The sequence below is a fragment of the Brucella oryzae genome, from assembly GCF_041929965.1.
GTDB classification, from domain to species: domain Bacteria; phylum Pseudomonadota; class Alphaproteobacteria; order Rhizobiales; family Rhizobiaceae; genus Brucella; species Brucella oryzae.
The window spans coordinates 135,586-153,490 of record NZ_JBHEEO010000005.1 but is presented as its reverse complement, the minus strand read 5'-3'; the positions used below and the strand labels follow the sequence as shown (position 1 = coordinate 153,490).

Genomic DNA, 17,905 nt, shown 5'->3' with positions numbered 1-17,905 from the left:
CGAAACATGTAGTGCAATGATTGATTGAGTTTCCGTCTGATTGTCCCTCAGACGGAGGGGCTACCTGCTTTCACGCCACCGTCCTCGAGCAGGGCCCTTGCGGAGAATCGGAAGCAATGCGAGCATTACCGCCAAATGAAACGCTCGGCTTCTGATTCTCCGCTCCTTTTTGAAATCCCGCTCGCGCCTGACTTTTCCGAAGAGAAAAGACTGCTTTCGCGCGGACTGAAACACATCGTCGGCATCGATGAAGCCGGGCGTGGCCCTCTGGCTGGTCCTGTGGTTGCCGCTGCGGTTGTTCTTGATATTGATGACCTTCCAGACGGTCTGGACGATTCCAAACGGCTCACGACGGCAAAACGCGAGGCGCTTTACGAAATCATTCTGACAAAAGCCATCACCGTTTCGGTTGCAAGCCTCAGCGCACGCAGCATCGATGGGAGCGATATCAGGAAAGCCGCACTGGAAGCCATGCGTCGCGCTTCTGTCGGCCTGACCTTGCGGCCATGCCATGCACTGATCGATGGGCGCGATGTTCCGCCGGGGCTTTCCTGTCCTGGTTCGGCCCTGGTCAAAGGCGATCAGCGCTCTGTCTCCATCGCCGCCGCATCCATCGTAGCCAAGGTGACACGCGACCGCATGATGATCCGTGCGGGAGCGGCACATCCACCTTACGGGCTGGAGGTTCATGCAGGTTACGCGACCGTGAAGCATCGCGCTGCAATCGAAAGCGCGGGGCCGGTTCCCGGTATCCACCGTTACACTTTCGCGCCCATCAAAGGCCGTTATAGCGTTTAAACAGTCGCCAGCTTGGCCGCGAAGCCGAAGAGCAGAGCGGCAAAGCCCCAACGCTGGACCGCTTGTATAGCAGGATAACGTTTGAACAGGTTGCCAAGCGACGACCCCGTCAAAGAGTAGATCGTGTCGAACGACAATCCCACTACAGTCATGATCGCTCCCAGCAATGCAAACTGGAGCGTGATGCTGCCGTGTTCCGGATGAACGAACTGCGGCAGCAAGACCGAACAAAACAACAGGGCTTTCGGGTTGAGCAGATTTGTTAGCAGGCCCTTGCGGGCCGAAGCCAAATAGGAACGGCGTTCGCGCGCGCCGCCGGCTGTATCCACAGTGGGCAATGGGTGGCGCAGAATGCCAATGGCAAGCCAGACCAGATAACAGGCACTTATGATCCGAACGAACTGAAACGCGACAGGGAAAGCATGCAGAAGCGCAGCGAGACCTAGTGCTGCAAGAACCACATGGCAGGCGCGAGCGATTGCAAGCCCTGCTGCCGCCGCCAGCGCATGCGCCCTGCCCTGTGCAGCACCTGTCTGGAGCAGCAGAATCATGTCAGGTCCCGGAATAAGAAATGCAGCAGCCAACGCGCCTGCATATAACCACATCTCGCTCATCGATATTGCCCAGAAAAGAGGATGCCAGCCAAATCGCGACGCAAAGCAGCTGTGCGCCTGAAACTATGCGGAGATCTATGCGCATGTCCTTGCGATTTGTGGCGCGCGATTACGATTTTGTGGTATATTCTGCCAGTATTCAAACCATCATTGTCGGATCATGCCAAAACTTAAACTGGACGCCATCGACCGCAAGATACTGACCGCGCTTCAGCAAGATGCGCGGCTCTCCAATGTGCAGCTGGCGGAGAAAATCGGCCTGTCACCCTCTCCATGCCTGCGGCGTGTCAAGATGCTGGAAAAGGCAGGAGTCATTCAAGGCTATCACGCAGCGCTGGATCGTAACGCGGTCGGGCTTGGATTGACCGTTTTCGTCGGTATCCGCGTAGAGCGGCATCATGAGGAAACTGCAACGGCTTTTCGTATCTCGGTGCAGAATCTCCCGGAAGTCTTCTCCTGCCATCTTGTGTCGGGGGAAGCCGATTTTTTGTTGCAGGTCGTCGTGGCTGATCTCGCTGCCTATGAACGCTTTCTATCCGGCACGCTGTTGCGGCTTCCTGGCGTGATCGACATTCGGAGCAACTTCGCCATTCAGACGGTCAAGTCACAGGGAGAGTTGCCGCTTACACATCTGGCAGACCTCAAGGACTGACCTCACTTCGTACCGCCGGAGGGCCATCATGCCGGATATTGTCAATGCGGTTCTCGTCGGCCCCAAGGGCATTCTTCTTGGGCGCCGCAGCCCAGATCGTCGTGCCTATCCAGATCGGTGGAGTTTACCGGGCGGTCATGTTGAAGCGGGCGAGAGCTTTGAAAGCGCGCTCCAACGGGAAATCCACGAGGAACTCGGATTAACGATCCGGTTGTTCTCGCTCCTTACCACCATAGAGGTCGCAAATCCGGTCGCGTCATTCCACCTCTTTACGGTCACCGCCTGGGACGGCCACCCCACCATTCGCGACCGGGAACACACGGAACTGCGATGGTTCAGGCCGGCGGAAGCCTGCGCATTGGATGACCTTGCTTTGGAGGAATATCGACCGTTGTTTGACAAACTGGGCGGCATGGCTGCCAGCCTCTGATCGGACTGCATTGAAATCGATTTCTCAACCCAAGCCAACAAAAAACGCCGCCCTTTTGAGGCGGCGTTTCTCTGAAACTATATGAGCCGAGATCAATTCAGGTTCGACTTGACCTGTGACAGAGCATCCTTGAACAGGTTGCCTGCGACTTTCGTGTCGACCTTGTCGGCAACGATCTTGCTGGCTGCGGCGACCGCAAGGTCGACTGCCGAAGCGCGGACAGCATTGATGGCATCGACTTCGGCCGTTGCAATCTTCTGCTCGGCGAGTTTGTTGCGGCGAGCAACATATTCTTCCGTCGCACGCTTGGCGTCTTCGAGAAGCGCCTTGGCTTCGCGCTCGGCAGAAGCAACGATGTCGCCTGCTTCCTTCTCGGCTTCCTTGCGCTTGCGATGATATTCGGCCAGCAGCTGCTGGGCTTCTTCACGAAGCGTGCGGGCTTCTTCCAGTTCGTTCTTGATGCGGTCAGCGCGCTCGTCCAGCGAACGACCGATCATGCCCGGTACTTTCAGATAGGCCAGGATTGCCAAAAAGATGATGAGGCCAATCAGTGCCCAGAATGTAGCGTCCATTGTCCTCTCCTCAGGCGTTAGCGGCCTTGACGGCTGCTGTTACCGAAGCCTTGTCAGCCTTGGTGCCCAGAAGCTGTTCGACGATCTCTGCCGTGGTTTCCTCGGCAATGTTGCCGACGTCGTTCATGGCCTTGGCCTTGATCGCGGCGATACGTTCTTCGGCTTCCTTGAGCTTGCCTTCAAGTGCGGCTTCGGCCGTGGCGCGTTCTGCGTCGGCTTCGCCCTTGCCCTTTTCACGCGCGGCTTCGGCGATCGAAGCAGCCTTGGTGCGGGCCTGGGCCAGTTCCTGCTCATAGGCAGCAATAGCGTTGTCGGCATCCTGCTTGAGGCGGGCTGCCTGCTCGAGATCCTGAGCGATACGGTCGCGACGGGTTTCGATCACGCCGCCGATACGCGGCAGAACCACGCGCGACATGAACAGATAGAAAAGCCCGAACGTGATCGCGAGCCACAGGAGCTGCGAAGCGTAATGGGTGGAATCAAACGGCGGGAATACGCCGCTGCCGTGTCCGGCATCGTTGGCGACCCCGGTCTCGGTGTGCACAGCATCGGCTGCGCCGTGCTCGCCAGCAGCAGGTGCCGGCTGCGATTCGGTGGCGGTTTGGGCAAACGCCGTGGACACGAACATCCAGATTTCCCCTTTAATCCAGCACGATCTGATCCAGATGGAGAAGGATCATGCCTTACTCAGACGTCATATGCAAAGGCCAGCCGCGCTGCATTTGAAGATACAGATCGCGGCCAGCCCGTTTCTTGCGACCGTTGATTAGACGGCGAAGAGGAGCAGAAGCGCGATGAGCAGCGAGAAGATGCCCAGAGCTTCCGTAACGGCGAAACCGAACACCAGACGGCCGAACTGGCTGTCAGCAGCGGACGGGTTGCGCAGAGCGCCGGAGAGGTATTGGCCAAAGATATTGCCGAGGCCGAGAGCCGTACCGGCCATACCGAAACAGGCGAGACCGGCGCCGATGTACTTTGCTGCTTCCGCTTCCATGTTAAGCTCCTTCTGGATTGAATATAAGCGCGGATTTCAGTTCTGGCGGTCGCCCGCCGGCTTGAACTCAGTGTCCCGGATGTACTGCGTCGTTGATGTACATGCAGGTGAGAACGGTAAACACGTAGGCTTGCAGGAAGGCTACGAGGAATTCGAGTGCGGTAATCGCGACCGTCATGATCAGCGGCAGGACAGCGCCGCCGATACCGATCGGCCCAAGGGCCGCCAGCGAAACGACGAAGCCCGCAAAGACCTTGAGCGTGATGTGGCCAGCAAGCATGTTCGCAAAAAGACGAACCGAGAGGCTGATCGGACGCGACAGGAACGAGATGATTTCAATGGCGACAACCAGCGGCACGATTATGCCCGGAACACCGCTCGGCACGAACAGCTTGAGGAAGCCGAAACCGTGCTTGAAGAAACCATAGATAATGACCGTTGCGATGACCAGCACGGCGAGCGCGAAGGTCACGATGATCTGGCTGGTGACAGTGTAGAAATACGGGAAGAGACCCAGGAAATTCGCGACCAGCACGAACATGAAGAGCGAGAAGACGAAGGGGAAGAACTTCATGCCCTTCGACCCTGCCGAATCTCTCAAGCTGGTGGCCACGAATTCGTAAGCCATTTCAGACACCGACTGAAGACGGGTCGGGATGAGACCGCGACCCGAAGACGTCAGGTAAAGAAAGCCCGAAGCAAGCACGACGGTTGCGACCATGAAGGCCGAAACATTCGTGAACGAAAGGTCCACGCCGCCTACGTCGATGGGAATCCACCGGGAAACCTGGAACTGATGGATCGGATCGTTCGCCACCTTAACCTCGTCTGTCTTCCCTGCCCGAAGGCAATTTGGCCTGCCCGAAGGCAATTCAACCTGCCTGAAGGCGTTTCAGTCTTGGGCCTGACGGCCCATTGTTCACTTACACTTGAACGAACTTTACCGTGAAGCCCGTCAAGTCCTATTTCTTGTCGCTCTTTTCCGCGCTAGATTTGATGTTACCCTGTTCGGCAACATATCCAGCGGAACGAAGCACGTTGAGGACGCCCGCACCGAAGCCCAGAAGGAGAAATACGATCAATCCCCAGGGCGACGTACCGGCGACACGATCAATGAACCAGCCAATCAGCGCACCAACCACAACCCCCGCGATAAACTCGCTGGAAATCTTCATGGCCTGCGCGACCGAGCTTGCAGTCGCCGATCGTTCCTCTTCGGAAGCCGGTTGCTTGAGCACACCCTTCTTGGCCAGTTCGGCCTCCAGGCGGTTCAAACGCTGATCCAGCTCCCCGGAACCGGGTTCGTCCTTCGCATTCTTGATGGTACCGGATGGCTTTCCGGGTTCAGTCCCGCACGCCATTGGCAGCTCCTTTTTTTCAAGAAATACGAGGATTTCAATCCCATTTCCAAGTTGCGCGCAACATATTGACACGCCGCCCGCTAGTCAAGGCGGTGCGGGCTTTGCTCCAAAAGGTTTTTTATCCAGCAATGTCAATTAGTTAGGTATTGGTGCGACTCATTTTCCGACCAAAGCATCAGATTGGCCACATTATTGGCTAAAAAAACGGAATCGATTTTGGGCGGTCACACCCTGTTCGGCTGAGGATGAAAGTCGACCTTATGCGCCTGTTCGGCCTTTTAGTCCGCTAACAAAAACGTGAGTTGAAGCCAGTCAGTCTCGCCATTGCGCGAGAACGGAGCGATCAGCTCCATCCGCCGCCATAGGTACGGTAGAAAATGTGGAGGCCGATTTTCGCAACCTTCTTCATGGTTGGAGCCCAGAATGGGCGAACATAGGTCGCGTGGTAATGGGTGGCGGAACCGACTTCCGGCAGCCAGATCTGACCGGCGGATACCGTCTTCGCCACCTGCTGCGCCATGCGCCATTGCGGCATTTCGGTCACGCGATGCTTCTGGCCGTCGCAGGCAAACGAAAACTGGCAGGCATTGAGCCAGTCGCGATTCTGGTAAACCACGCCGCAGATCGATCCCGGATAGGCCGGGTTGCGGACCCGGTTGAGAACGACCTGGGCGACGGCAACCTGACCCTTCACCGTTTCGCCGCGCGCTTCATAATAGACGGCTTCGGCAAGGCACTTCTGCTCGCTCTTGCTGAAAGCAGAAGGCGGCAGCGGCGTTGCTGCCCATTCATGGTCCTTCTCGCCGATAGGCGGTACGAAACGACCTTCATCCATCTGCGGCTTCAAAATGCTTTCGAAAGGCGATGTCTTGCCATAATCCGGCGTTGCAGGCGCATAACCAAGGGCCAGCACATCCGGCCGGTCATTGGTAATGAGCTTGGCAAGCTGGGTCGGCATTTCGGCGCGCGGCTTCGGTGGCTTGACCGCATGGAACGCCATGGTAATGGCAACTTCCTTGCCTTCCAGCTTATTGGAGAAGGCCATTTTCGCGTCCGTCTTTTCCGGCGGACGCGTAATCATGCTGATCTTGTCGAACATGCTGCCTGCGGTGAAAGCCTTGGCAGGCGCTTTTGGTTTCACCGAGACGAGACGGCCCGTCTTGTCGGCACGATTGATACGGTTTTCATCCGGGTTCGGATCGTCCGGACCAAGCTTTGCCGTCTTGCGTCCGCCGGAAAGCGCAACACGGCCGATACCCGGCACTTCGATCCCGTTGGTAGCGATGCTGCCTGTGACTGTGGTGGCATCCACGAACGGCATTTCAGCCTGATGCACCGAGCCTACCGGCGCCTTGGCAACAAAGGCAGTCCAGCGGTGCGATCCCAGATCAGCCGACGGCACCAGGCTTGCCATGTCCTGAAAGGCAATCGCATTGGAATTGAAGAGATAGGTCATGGCTGCCAGCATCAGCGGCACCAGACGATGCGGCTTATGAACTGTCTGGCGTGGCTTTGCCCTTACGGCGTAATAGCGCCCCTCTTCCGGGCAATAGCCCGTGACAGGGTAATGCCACACCGGCTCGGCAACGGCCTTCCTTCGACCAAACAGCGCTCGTAAAGATACAAGACGCACCGCACACTCCACTCACACGAACTAAACTGGTGCGGCGATAACGAAGTATTAACCTTGTCCATTGGGTGGAGGACGCGCTTGCAGCCCCCGCTAATACAGTCATTATCAGCAGCGCATTAACCATGAACGAATATGGTTAATGCAGGGTTTAAGCGAATTCAGCTGCGATGAAGGAGGTGCATCATGGATAGGATCACAGGTGGATGCCTGTGCGGCAATGTTCGCTTTGAAGCATCAGGACAGCCATATCGGGTCGGCATCTGCCATTGCCTCGACTGTCGCAAGCATCACGGAGCGCTATTTCATGCTTCGGCGATATTCCCTGAGGCTGCGATTACAGTCCAAGGAGAAACCCGCGACTATGCGGGACGCCATTTTTGTCCACACTGCGGCTCTCCGGTTTTCGGGCGCAGTGCCGATGAAATCGAACTCAATCTCGGTTCGCTCGATGCGCCGGATCAGTTCAAGCCAACCTATGAACTCTGGACGATCCGTCGCGAATCCTGGCTTCCGCCTTTCCCGAACATGAAGGGCTATGAGCGTGACCGCGATGGCTCGAGCCGCTTTGAGGATTAGAGCGCATCCCGAAAAGTGTGAAACGGTTTTCGGAAAAGATGCGCGGTTCAAAACAAAGGATTAGAGCGTCTTTTCTTTCGTGACAGTCGTTCTATTTGCGATAATGATATTGTTCTTCAAAGCTTCGGGGAGGGAATTTATGCGGGGATTGAAGCTCGGGATTATCGGAGTGGTTTTCGGTTCTTTTGCGGCTATTGCCACGGCGCAGGCCGATGACTGCCAGAACGCCAGTTCGCAGGCCGCACTCAATGAATGCTATGGCAAGGCCTACAAGAAATCGGATGCCGAGCTGAACAAGATCTTCAAGACCTTGCAGCGCCGCGCCGACGATGCGGACCTGAAGAAAAAGCTGGTTCAGTCGCAACGGGCCTGGATCGCCTTTCGCGACGCCGAATGCGATATGCAGACAGTTGGCGGCGGCAGCATTTCCGGCATGGCTTATTCGATCTGCCTGTCCGACCTGACGACGGAGCGCGTCAACGATCTCAGGAAATACCTGAAATGCGAGGAAGGCGACAGCAATTGCCCCTTCCCCGCCGCCAGTAACTGATCAGTTCTGGCTCTCATAGGCGGCATCGAAGAATGCCTTTTCCAGTTCGACCGCACGCCGGAAGAACTGCTGGCATTGTTCTGCCGCCTCCGGGCCGACCCGGTTAAGTTCCGAGCGCAGGAAACCCACGAACTCCACGAAATATGGATTATCGTGCAACACAATCCATTCCGCGAAAATGAAATCGTCGGGCAGAGGCTTGGCTGCTTTTTCCGCCCAGTCGAGATAAAGCCATTCGGCAACCGTCAGCACCGACAGGCAGGCCGCATAGGAGCCGGACCGCGCAGCCTCAAGCATCAGTTCCTTGAATGCAGCGGTTGGTGCTGCATCGGGCGTATCGAAACGCTCGGCGTCGGAGACTGCGAGTTTTGCAAAGGCACGTTCGAAATATGAATTCTCGTCGCTGCTGATCATGCCTATGAAACGGCCCAATATCAGCTTGGCTTCCATCCGGTCGCAATTGACGAGCGTTCCGCCCAGCAATGACAGAAAGCAGTCGATAAACCGATGGTCCTGCACCAGATAGCGCGTCATGACATCGGGCGCGACCGTACCCGCATAGATTTCGCGAACGAGGCGATGGCCGACGGCTTGCGACCAGAATGGTTCGGCGCTTTGCCGCAGGCGTTCAGAAAAGGCTTCGACGGTGCTGTCTGACACGATGATCTCCATTTCTTTGAACAGAAAAACTGCTCGGCCAATGTTTACTATTTTACTGCCCAGCGGTCGATATCCGCGCTCTGCCCGATCAATGCGAGCCCGTTGGCGATGGAATCGAACTGGTTCGAGCTGGTCACCACCGCGTCAGGGAAGCGGCTTTCAAACACGGTGCGGATGACCGGCACGAAAGAGGTGCCGCCGGTGAGGAAAACGCGGTCGATAGACGACGTTTCAAGTTCCGCTTTGTCCACCGCCTGCTGCACCGACTGTTCGATCTGACGTACATCGTCCGCGATCCAGTTTTCGAAATCGTTACGCGTGATATCGGAACGGATTTCGAAGTCGTCGGCCTTGAAGTGTAGTTCCGACATGCGCTGTGAGGAGAGGCGTATCTTGAGGTCCGAAACGGCGCGGTAGATTTCATAGCCGTAGTCATTCTCGATCAGGTTGATGAAATGTTCGAGCGGCTTCGGATCAACCGCTTGCCGGGCCAGTTCATCCAGATCGCGAATGGTCGCCGGAGAGTTCATCAGGAACAGCGTGTTCCAGCGCGCGAAATTTGCATAATAATGGTTCGGTATCGTCAGCCTTTTGCCGAAGGACTGGTACTCCGTACCCTTTCCAAGCAGTGGCGACACGGCATTGTCGATGATGCGGTAATCGAATGTGTCGCCCGCGATACCAAGGCCGGTCTGGCTGAGCGGCATGAAGCTGAGGCCATCCTTGCCGACTTCAAACCGCACGATGGAAAAGTCGCTCGTACCGCCGCCAAAATCGGCCACCAGAACAGTCGATGCTGCCTTCAATTCCTGTGCATAGAAATAAGCCGCCGCGACCGGCTCATAGACATAGTGAATATCGGTGAAGCCGAACGCCCGGAATGCCTTTTCATAGCGCTGCATAGCCAATGCTTCATCCGGTGAAGCGCCCGCAAAGATCACCGGCCTGCCAATAACCACGCGATTGCCCTTCGGCGGCAGGCGGTCGCCCAACCGTGCCGCAACCGTTTCGAGAAATGTCTTCAGAATATCCTCGAACTTGAACCGCTTGCCGAAAACCGGTGTGTCGGTGAAGGATTTCGATGCCGCGAATGTCTTGAACGATTGCAACATGCGCGTCGAATGCGGCGCATTGACAAATACATCCATCGCCCAAGGTCCGCTTTCAACGGTGCGCTCGCCAGTTTCGCGATCCTGCCAGAAGCAAAGGATCGAGCGATAACCGGTAATCTCGACTCCATCCTTCGGCACACTCAGAACGGCTGTCGTGCCGTCAGGCGCCGCAACAGAAATAACCGTATTGGTCGTGCCAAAATCGATGCCCAATGTCACGCCGTCAAAACGGCTCTGGTCAGCCTTCGTCATCACTGCACCTTTTTGGAGGAAATCGGAGAGCGGGCGAATTAGCAGCCACACAAGCCAAGCTCAACCTGAAATTACCAAATTAAGTGCTGGTCATGATCACAATCGCGACGTCGCTATGCGGATGAGAAAAATTTCCGGTCGCGCAAATGTTAATGCGTGTTTCCAAAGTTTACATGACCTCTCTCTTCTGCCTGTTAGGTTTCTGCGCCGCATCTGGAGTGGTTCGTCTTTCACTCACACCCCCTGAACTGCTCCGCTTATTTGTTTTCACCGCCTTCGCAATGCCGGATGTTTTCCATCCGGCTTCGCTATGTTCAAGGTCAACCAACAGATGAAAGCGATACTCATGGCGTTTCTCTCACGTACGGTTCTTGCCACTGTCCTGCTTTCGGCGAGTGCGCTTCCCCACGCTGCGTTTGCCCAGGAGACGGCCAGTCAGCCGATAGCAAGCGGTTATCACAGCAGCGGTCAGGCCACCGCAGAAGTGAGCGGTGTCGTAGCAGATGGCGACAAGCTGACCGTCAAGGTCCGCTTCATCAATGCCAGGGAGGGCGGGAGCGTTTCGACGACGCTCTACACCGCGCTGTCGGACAAGGATTACGAGAATGACTATTATCTTCTCGCAGGCGACAAGAAATATCTTCTGCTGAAAGATTCCGAAGGCAAGCCGCTTGCTCCGGCATCGGTTTCCCTGTTCGGCACCGGTCACGTCGTCGGTGTCTGGCACGGCGTCTTTCCCGCTCCACCGAAGGGCCAGAAGGTGACGCTCTATATCAAGGGGGTCGAGCCGCTCGGGCCTTTCGCCGTTCCCGCCGAATAGGGGCTGACCATGACCAATCAGATCATAGGCTGCATCGCATTCGGGCTTGCCGCACTCTGCCTGCCGTCCATAGCGGCGGCACAGAATACGGACAACAGCGCCTATATTCGCGACCTTGTGCCTGAAATCCGCGATCTGGTTTCAGCATCAGGCAGCACCGACGGCAAAGCGCGCGGGCTGTCCGGTGCGGCCCAAGAGATTGTCGAGAAGAGCGGCAATATCACCATGCGGGAAACGGATGACAGCATCGTCCTTTCCGTAACCAGCGATATTCTGTTCGATTTCGACAGCGCCAAACTGACCGGCAAAGCCAAGGCGACGCTGGCCGATATTGCCAGAATATTGGAAAGCATGCCGGATTCTGCCGTTCGTGTTGTGGGGCATACGGATTCCAAAGGGTCCGACAGCTACAACGATAAACTGTCGAAAAACCGCGCCGATGCGGTTACCAGGTTTCTCGTCGGCAATGGTGTTCAATCGGCACGGTTGAAACCGGAAGGGCATGGCGAAAGCGAGCCTGTCGCACCCAACGAAATCAAGGGCAAGGACAATCCCGATGGTCGGGCGCAGAACCGGCGTGTCGAATTTGTGCTGCCTAAGGCGTGATGCCGTCTCACCCCTTCAAACAAAAAAGCCCGGAGCGATCCGGGCTTTTTCTCTCTATGGCGTTTATTTCTTTTTCTTCGCGCGGCCTGCGAACGGATTATCCGAAGTGCGCAATGAAAGCCTTATCGGCACACCCGGCATATCGAAAGTTTCACGCAGACCGTTGATGAGATAGCGCACATAGGATTGCGGCATCGCATCGGGGCGCGAGCAGGACACGACGAAGCCCGGCGGGCGGGTCTTCACCTGCGTCATATATTTCACCTTCAGGCGGCGGCCTGAAACTGCCGGTGGCGGCTGATGCGCGATAACGCCTGCCAGCCAGCGATTGAGACGCCCGGTCGAAACGCGACGGTTCCAGATTTCGTGGGTCTTGACGACATTCTCCATGAGCTTGTCGATGCCCTGCCCGCGCTCGCCGGAAATCGGCACGGCGCGGAGCCCGCGCACCTGCGGCAGCAGGCGGGCCGTTTTTTCGTAAAGATCGGCAAGAACCATCTGGCGGTCCTCAATCAGATCCCATTTGTTGAACGCGATGATCGGCGCGCGGCCTTCACGGATGATGAGATCGGCAATCTGCAGGTCCTGCTTTTCAAACGGGATCGTCGCATCAAGCACGATGATGACGACTTCCGCAAAACGGATCGCACGCAGGCCGTCAGCAACCGAAAGCTTTTCGAGCTTTTCCTGCACGCGCGACTTGCGGCGCAAACCGGCCGTGTCAAACAGCTTGATCTTGCGGTCACGCCATTCCCAATCCACCGAGATCGAGTCACGGGTGATGCCTGCTTCCGGTCCGGTCAGCAGGCGGTCTTCACCAAGCATCGTATTGATGAGCGTCGACTTGCCCGCATTCGGGCGTCCGACAATGGCGATGCGCAACGGCTTGGTCGCATCATAGGCCGGGATTTCTTCTTCATCCGGGTCTTCGATGTCGTCGCCGATCAGTTCACCGACAGCCTTCGGCGTGAAGACCTCGTCTGCAGCTTCCTCTTCCTTCTCATCGGCAAAGACGCGCTCTTCGCCCAGAAGCTCGACAATGGCGTCGCGCAGGTCGGGCATGCCCTGACCGTGTTCGGCAGAGATCGGGCACGGTTCGCCAAGGCCAAGCTGGAAAGCGTCATACATGCCGGATTGCGCGCCGCGTGCTTCCGCCTTGTTGGCGACCAGCACGACCGGCTTGCCCGAACGGCGTACCACTTCGGCAAAGGTGCTGTCGGTCGGCGTCAGGCCGTTCTTGGCATCGACGACGAAAAGGATCACGTCGGCTTCCTGAATGGCAGCCTCGGTTTGCGCGCGCATGCGCGCTTCCAGGCTGTCATTGGCAGCTTCTTCAAGACCTGCCGTATCGATGACCTGAAACTTCAGATCGTAGAGCTTGGCATCGTGGATGCGCCGGTCGCGCGTTACGCCCGGCAGGTCATCGACCAGCGCCAGCTTGCGGCCGACGAGGCGATTGAACAGCGTGGACTTGCCGACATTGGGACGCCCGACGATGGCGACTGTGAAACCCATGGGAGAGGATGACTCCAGAAATTATGATTACGTATTTTGCGCGTCAGGCACCTTGACGCCTGCGCTGCGCATCAGATCGAGCATCGTATTGGAACGCTGGCGGATATTGGCCGGAGCAAGACTGTCATTGGCGATCTGCTGGAACAACTTGACCGCATCGTCGAAACGCTCGGCCTTCCAGGCAGCCAGACCCAAGGCTTCCCGTGCGCTGGAACGCATCGGATTACCGTCGGCGGAAAGCGTCTCGACGCGCTTGGCGACGTCGTCATAGGAACCGCTGTCGACCAGCAGATAGCCGGCACGCAGGCGAGCGACATCGCGAAGCGGTGCAGGCACGGCGTTGTCGGCAGCGACGTCATCGAAAGCCTTCACGGCACCGGCGGCATCGCCCTTGTCCGCGAGAACCGATGCGGCGCGCAGACGTGCCAGCACCGGATAGGAGCCGTAGCCGGTCTTTTCCAGATCGTCGAGCGCGGCCAGCGCTTCGTCGTTCTTGCCTTCCGAGGCGAGATCCAGCGCGGCAAGGAACTTGTCGCCGGAAGCGGAAGCCTTACTGTCGGTCCAGTGCTGATAACCGACCCAGCCAGCCGTGCCCAGAACAATGGCCACAGCGCCGCCGATCAGCAGGGGACCGAAGTTCTGCCAGATCTGCTTTGCCCGTTCCGAACGGATTTCCTCGTTTACCTCGCGAATGAAACTGTCGTCTGCCATGGACCTGCCGCTAAAGCCAAATTGATGTTGGTATTTATTCGTTCTGGCGCTTTTAGTCGTATTTCGCGCCATATGTAAGACCCGTCTGCGAAATAAGCCGAAACACGTGTCACAAAGTGCATTTCGGTCCGACAATAGCCTTATTCAAGGACTAGCCACAGAATTTCTGGAACTGTTCCTCCCCCGCTTCGTTTCGTGATTCATGCGCTTTCTGTCCCCCCGCCCTGTTCTTCTATCCGCTTTCGTTCTGGCCAGTTGCACCGCTCAGGCGGAACCCGTGTCCGCAAAGCCGCAATATGTGCTGATTTCCTTCGACGGCGCGCATGACAATGCGCTGTGGAACCGCTCCCGCACGCTGGCGAAGAAAAACAATGCCCGCTTCACCTATTTCCTTTCCTGCGTCTTCCTGATGACCAAGCAGGATCGGCGCGATTACAAGCCGCCCTATAAGCGGGCGGGATCGTCCAATGTCGGCTTTGCGCTCAGCCGCGATGAAGTCGTCGCCCGCCTTGGCAATATCTGGCAGGCGCATCTGGAAGGAAACGAGATAGCGAGCCATGGCTGCGGCCATTTCGACGGCACCGACTGGTCTACCGCCGACTGGGACAAGGAGATCAAGGAGTTCCGCCGCATTACCGCTGACGCCTACAAGAATAACGGCATCGACGGCGAGCCGGAAGGCTGGCGCGATCTCGCGTTGAAAGGTATCGACGGTTTCCGCGCGCCCTATCTCGCCGCATCGAAGCCGGTGCAGGACGCGCTGAAGGCAAACGGCTTTCGCTATCAGGCGTCCTCGATCACACGCGGCCCCGAAGAGCCGATCCTTTCCGGTCAGTTCGCTTCATTCGGATTGCCGCTTGTTCCGGAAGGCCCGTCACAGCGCCCTATCGTGGCGATGGACTATAATCTCTATGTCCGCCACTCGAAGGGCAAGGAAGCGCCGCAGCAATCGGCAGCTTTCGAGGAGCGAGCCTACAAGGCTTTCCGGGCGGCATTCGACAGGCAATATGCGGGCAAGCGCATTCCGCTGCAGCTCGGCTTTCATTTCGTGCTGATGAATGACGGCGCCTATTGGCGCGCCATGGAACGGCTGGTGTCGGAAGTCTGCACCAAGCCGGACGTCAAATGCACCACTTACAGCGATTATCTGGACAGTCTCGACAAAGATGCCGTCCAAGCAGGCCAGAACAGATCCTGATCCTGTAAGGTTTCAGTCCTGTACCTTTGCAGCGCGTCCCGCCATGATACCGAGGACCGCAACGACCACCAGCGAGAACGCTGCGGCCAGACTTGCCGAAGTGAATGAACCGGACCGCTGCGCCATGAAGCCTGCAACCAGCGGGCCGATGATCTGGCCGATACTGAAGCAGACCGTCATCCGCGCCAAAGCGCGTTTGGGAGAAGCCGGTGCAAGTGTGCGGGCGATCTGCAATCCGAAAGCCGTCAATGCCATGAAGGTGATACCCAGAAGCGCGCCGCCTGCCAGAGGCCCGAGCGGCGGTGCCAGAACCACACTTGCAGCAACGCCGACGGCTTCGAGAATGGCCGCCAGGGCGAATGCGTTGAAGAGGCCGAACGCCTTCGCAGCCGGTGCCCAAAGCCAGATCGAGGGCGCGGCCGCCAAACCGGTCACTACCCACACAAAAGCTTCCATAAGCGGGCCACCATCGGTCGCGCGCACGATTGCAATGAGGAAAGTTGCTGTGATGACATAGCCAAAGCCGAAAATGCCATAGGCCAGCGCCAGCGCATTGAAGGCGAAGCTTTTGGGGAGCGGCGGTTCACGCGTGCCGCTGTTTGCACCCACCGGCCCTTCCCTGACGAAAGCCGCAACCAGAACAACCATCACGATGGTCAGAACCGCAGCACCGATCCAGTCGGCGCGCCAGCCCTGCCCAACAAGGCGGATCAGCGCCACCAGAACGGCAGAAAGTGCAATGCCGCTGCCGACGCCGCCGAAATGCAGCGCTCCAAGCCCGGCTCGTTCTGCCGCAGTGACATGGCTCAGCACGATTGCCGTGCAAAGAATCATCGTCACCGCACTGACGAAACCAGCGGCAAAGCGGATGATGGAGAACAGCCAGACACCGTCAAAGAGCGCCATGGCAGCGCATAATAATCCGCTGACGATCAGGCCTGCGATCACGCTTGCCCGTTCGATACCCGCAGACCAACCGTAGCCGGCGACCACTGCCCCCAGCAGATAGCCGATATAATTTGCCGATGCGATGAAACCTGCATCTGCAGCCGTGAAGCCGACATCAGCCATCATTCCCGGCAGGATCGGCGTATAGATGAAACGCCCTATCCCCATGGCAGCGGCCATGGCCAGAAACCCGCCGAAAGCATAGCGGACGGCGGTGCGATGTTGTGACGATTCAGGCTTGGTGATTTCCAGGGAGGTCATTCACGGGAAAATAAACCTCAACTATCCAAGAACAATTGAATTTTTCTGATCGGATCGATCACACGGATTGAGGTCGAAACCACAGAGTTGGGTTTGAACTCTGCCGCAGCAGACCTACAATAGACAATAGATTGATTGCATTCTCTTGATGGAGGGGCAGGATGAATAGATCAGGACTATCCTTTTGTCTGTTGACCGCCGTTGCGATCACCACGGCAGGGCCAGTTCAGGCGCAGGACCTGAAGACGATGGACGAGGTCGGCAGCGCGCTCAACGCCTGCTGGTCGCCGCCCTCAGGCAGCAAGAATTCTGCCGTTACCCTCAGCTTCAGCTTCAAGCGTGACGGAAGCCTGATCGGCCCACCGCGCCCCAGCGCGATCAATGTCGAGGGCGACGACAAGGTCAAAAAGGCATTCGTGAATGCTGCAATTGAAGCCGTGGAAAAATGCACGCCGCTGAAGCTCGCACCCTCGCTGGCAGAGGGCATAGGCGGCAATGTCTTCACAATGCAGTTTCATTCGGCGGATTGATCATGCCTGACAAGGCAGTCCGCAAATGTCTGCTGGAGGATCACGTCGCACCATACGATGATCCCATCGCCTTCACACAAGGCCAGACAATATCCCTGACTGGAGAAGCCGAAATCTGGGACGGCTATCGGTGGCTATGGGCTGTGGGAGCGGATGGCCGTGCGGGGTGGATTCCCGATAACAGCGTTATGGTCACGGATAACACGGTTGTCACTGTCCGCGACTACTCGGCAATGGAACTGACTTGCAACAGAGGGACCATCCTCCACGTCATCGAAGAAACGCATGGATGGGCATGGTGCAGCGCGCCCAATGGATTTTTCGGTTGGGTGCCGGTGAACAAACTTGCCTGACATTTTCGCCAGTTTTGGGCCAGCGATAAGTTTCCCTTGCGAATCGCATAAGTGCGTGCTTATGTGATTGCATGAATGAGAACGATATATTCAACGATGTATTCAGGGCACTTGCCGACCCGACCCGCCGGATGATTTTCGAAAAGCTGGCAGCGGGCAGCATGAACGCCAGTGCGCTGCGGGAGGGCATGGAAATCAGCCAGCCCGCCATGTCGCAGCATCTGGCCGTGTTGCGCGGTGCAGGACTGGTGCGTGAGGAACGTGAGGGGCGTTTCGTCAATTATGAAGTCGATCCGAACGGACTGACCATCATCGCCAATTGGCTTGCCAAATACCGCGCCTACTGGCCGGAACGCATCGATGCTCTCAAAACCTTGCTGAAGGATATGGACCAATGACCGACCGGCAGGAAGAACCACGCGAAAAAGGCATCGAGCTTGAATATGAGCTGGATGCCGCGCCGCAGAAAGTCTGGCGCGCGATCAGCATTCCGGAGTTTCGCGAAAACTGGCTTCCATCCGAGGCATTGGCTGATCCGGAGCCTGCATCCTGCAAGCCCGGCGAGGAGATCAGCTACCGGATGCGGGAAAGCGAACCGCCCTTTCTGGAAAGCACGGTAACGTTCCGCATTGCACCGGGCATTTCCGGCGGCACCTTTCTGCGCGTCATCCATGAACTGAACGACACGCGCCTGAAGCGCGTCGCAGCGCTTGCCGCCAACAGCAACCGGGCGCCGATGATGCGCGCAGCCTAAACTAT

The 17,905-nt window shown here is 57.3% G+C and carries 24 protein-coding genes; 12 read left to right on the top strand and 12 right to left on the bottom strand.

The annotated features are described in order from the left end of the window. Window positions 1–135: 135 nt before the first annotated feature. A complete protein-coding gene (rnhB, locus tag JNC70_RS07015) occupies window positions 136–798 on the top strand; it encodes a ribonuclease HII (RefSeq protein ID WP_104756465.1) in 663 nt (220 codons plus the stop codon). Here the strand turns inward: rnhB and JNC70_RS07010 are convergent. Then, the gene (locus tag JNC70_RS07010; protein ID WP_104756466.1) at window positions 795–1,412 is read right to left on the bottom strand and encodes a LysE family translocator; all 618 of its coding nucleotides are present in this window, start codon (window positions 1,410–1,412) and stop codon (window positions 795–797) included. The two genes, rnhB and JNC70_RS07010, sit on opposite strands and share 4 nt — an antisense overlap. Before the next feature lie 160 nt (window positions 1,413–1,572). Here JNC70_RS07010 and JNC70_RS07005 point away from each other — a divergent pair, with 160 nt between their 5' ends. Next, on the top strand, window positions 1,573–2,064 hold the full coding sequence (locus JNC70_RS07005) for an Lrp/AsnC family transcriptional regulator (protein WP_104756467.1): 492 nt from the start codon (window positions 1,573–1,575) through the stop codon (window positions 2,062–2,064). A 28-nt stretch (window positions 2,065–2,092) separates the two neighbouring features. Further along, entirely contained in the window at window positions 2,093–2,494 is a 402-nt protein-coding gene (locus tag JNC70_RS07000) for an NUDIX domain-containing protein (RefSeq protein WP_104756468.1), read from the top strand. Between the two features lie 92 nt (window positions 2,495–2,586). On the opposite strand, the gene JNC70_RS06995 is transcribed toward JNC70_RS07000, so the two are convergent. The 6 genes from JNC70_RS06995 to JNC70_RS06970 all read right to left on the bottom strand — a co-directional run bounded on the left by JNC70_RS06995 (window position 2,587) and on the right by JNC70_RS06970 (window position 7,054). Then, the gene (locus tag JNC70_RS06995) at window positions 2,587–3,066 is read right to left on the bottom strand and encodes a F0F1 ATP synthase subunit B (protein ID WP_104756469.1); all 480 of its coding nucleotides are present in this window, start codon (window positions 3,064–3,066) and stop codon (window positions 2,587–2,589) included. A 10-nt stretch (window positions 3,067–3,076) separates the two neighbouring features. Beyond that, window positions 3,077–3,694, bottom strand: a complete 618-nt coding sequence (locus tag JNC70_RS06990) for a F0F1 ATP synthase subunit B (RefSeq protein ID WP_104756470.1) — start codon at window positions 3,692–3,694, stop codon at window positions 3,077–3,079. Between the two features lie 138 nt (window positions 3,695–3,832). Then, a complete protein-coding gene (locus JNC70_RS06985; protein WP_002963544.1) occupies window positions 3,833–4,060 on the bottom strand; it encodes a F0F1 ATP synthase subunit C in 228 nt (75 codons plus the stop codon). Window positions 4,061–4,127: 67 nt separating this feature from the next. Next, a complete protein-coding gene (locus JNC70_RS06980) occupies window positions 4,128–4,877 on the bottom strand; it encodes a F0F1 ATP synthase subunit A (RefSeq protein WP_104756471.1) in 750 nt (249 codons plus the stop codon). 145 nt (window positions 4,878–5,022) lie between these two features. Beyond that, on the bottom strand, window positions 5,023–5,421 hold the full coding sequence (locus tag JNC70_RS06975; protein WP_104756472.1) for an AtpZ/AtpI family protein: 399 nt from the start codon (window positions 5,419–5,421) through the stop codon (window positions 5,023–5,025). 343 nt (window positions 5,422–5,764) lie between these two features. Then, the gene (locus tag JNC70_RS06970; RefSeq protein WP_104756473.1) at window positions 5,765–7,054 is read right to left on the bottom strand and encodes a cell wall hydrolase; all 1,290 of its coding nucleotides are present in this window, start codon (window positions 7,052–7,054) and stop codon (window positions 5,765–5,767) included. Between the two features lie 183 nt (window positions 7,055–7,237). Between JNC70_RS06970 and JNC70_RS06965 the strand changes: the two genes are divergently transcribed. Continuing rightward, entirely contained in the window at window positions 7,238–7,630 is a 393-nt protein-coding gene (locus tag JNC70_RS06965; protein WP_104756474.1) for a GFA family protein, read from the top strand. A 139-nt stretch (window positions 7,631–7,769) separates the two neighbouring features. Continuing rightward, window positions 7,770–8,180, top strand: coding sequence for a lysozyme inhibitor LprI family protein (locus JNC70_RS06960; RefSeq protein ID WP_104756475.1), 411 nt, complete (start codon window positions 7,770–7,772; stop codon window positions 8,178–8,180). Here JNC70_RS06960 and JNC70_RS06955 read toward each other — a convergent pair whose 3' ends face one another. Both JNC70_RS06955 and JNC70_RS06950 read right to left on the bottom strand, forming a co-directional pair. Continuing rightward, window positions 8,181–8,852 (bottom strand): TenA family protein, encoded by a 672-nt coding sequence (locus JNC70_RS06955; protein ID WP_104756476.1) that lies wholly within the window; start codon window positions 8,850–8,852, stop codon window positions 8,181–8,183. A gap of 35 nt (window positions 8,853–8,887) precedes the next feature. Beyond that, a complete protein-coding gene (locus tag JNC70_RS06950) occupies window positions 8,888–10,204 on the bottom strand; it encodes an Hsp70 family protein (protein WP_104756521.1) in 1,317 nt (438 codons plus the stop codon). A 331-nt stretch (window positions 10,205–10,535) separates the two neighbouring features. Between JNC70_RS06950 and JNC70_RS06945 the strand changes: the two genes are divergently transcribed. Then, window positions 10,536–11,024, top strand: a complete 489-nt coding sequence (locus JNC70_RS06945; protein WP_104756522.1) for a hypothetical protein — start codon at window positions 10,536–10,538, stop codon at window positions 11,022–11,024. A 9-nt stretch (window positions 11,025–11,033) separates the two neighbouring features. Continuing rightward, complete coding sequence (locus tag JNC70_RS06940; RefSeq protein WP_104756477.1) at window positions 11,034–11,630, top strand: OmpA family protein; 597 nt, start codon at window positions 11,034–11,036, stop codon at window positions 11,628–11,630. A 63-nt stretch (window positions 11,631–11,693) separates the two neighbouring features. Here JNC70_RS06940 and der read toward each other — a convergent pair whose 3' ends face one another. Beyond that, complete coding sequence (gene der, locus JNC70_RS06935; protein WP_104756478.1) at window positions 11,694–13,145, bottom strand: ribosome biogenesis GTPase Der; 1,452 nt, start codon at window positions 13,143–13,145, stop codon at window positions 11,694–11,696. 27 nt (window positions 13,146–13,172) lie between these two features. Beyond that, window positions 13,173–13,856: a tetratricopeptide repeat protein gene (locus JNC70_RS06930; RefSeq protein ID WP_104756479.1), complete on the bottom strand. Its 684-nt coding sequence runs from the start codon at window positions 13,854–13,856 to the stop codon at window positions 13,173–13,175. A gap of 202 nt (window positions 13,857–14,058) precedes the next feature. Here JNC70_RS06930 and JNC70_RS06925 point away from each other — a divergent pair, with 202 nt between their 5' ends. After that, window positions 14,059–15,054: a polysaccharide deacetylase family protein gene (locus tag JNC70_RS06925; RefSeq protein ID WP_104756480.1), complete on the top strand. Its 996-nt coding sequence runs from the start codon at window positions 14,059–14,061 to the stop codon at window positions 15,052–15,054. Window positions 15,055–15,066: 12 nt separating this feature from the next. Here the strand turns inward: JNC70_RS06925 and JNC70_RS06920 are convergent, their stop codons facing one another. Then, window positions 15,067–16,263, bottom strand: coding sequence for a YbfB/YjiJ family MFS transporter (locus JNC70_RS06920; RefSeq protein WP_104756481.1), 1,197 nt, complete (start codon window positions 16,261–16,263; stop codon window positions 15,067–15,069). A gap of 161 nt (window positions 16,264–16,424) precedes the next feature. Between JNC70_RS06920 and tolA the strand changes: the two genes are divergently transcribed. The 4 genes from tolA to JNC70_RS06900 all read left to right on the top strand — a co-directional run bounded on the left by tolA (window position 16,425) and on the right by JNC70_RS06900 (window position 17,900). Next, window positions 16,425–16,793, top strand: a complete 369-nt coding sequence (gene tolA, locus JNC70_RS06915) for a cell envelope integrity protein TolA (protein ID WP_104756482.1) — start codon at window positions 16,425–16,427, stop codon at window positions 16,791–16,793. Between the two features lie 2 nt (window positions 16,794–16,795). Further along, window positions 16,796–17,146 (top strand): SH3 domain-containing protein, encoded by a 351-nt coding sequence (locus JNC70_RS06910; protein WP_104756483.1) that lies wholly within the window; start codon window positions 16,796–16,798, stop codon window positions 17,144–17,146. A gap of 71 nt (window positions 17,147–17,217) precedes the next feature. Continuing rightward, window positions 17,218–17,544, top strand: a complete 327-nt coding sequence (locus JNC70_RS06905; RefSeq protein ID WP_104756484.1) for an ArsR/SmtB family transcription factor — start codon at window positions 17,218–17,220, stop codon at window positions 17,542–17,544. Continuing rightward, the gene (locus JNC70_RS06900) at window positions 17,541–17,900 is read left to right on the top strand and encodes an SRPBCC family protein (protein WP_104756485.1); all 360 of its coding nucleotides are present in this window, start codon (window positions 17,541–17,543) and stop codon (window positions 17,898–17,900) included. The genes JNC70_RS06905 and JNC70_RS06900 overlap by 4 nt, the downstream gene beginning before the upstream one ends. Window positions 17,901–17,905: the final 5 nt, after the last annotated feature.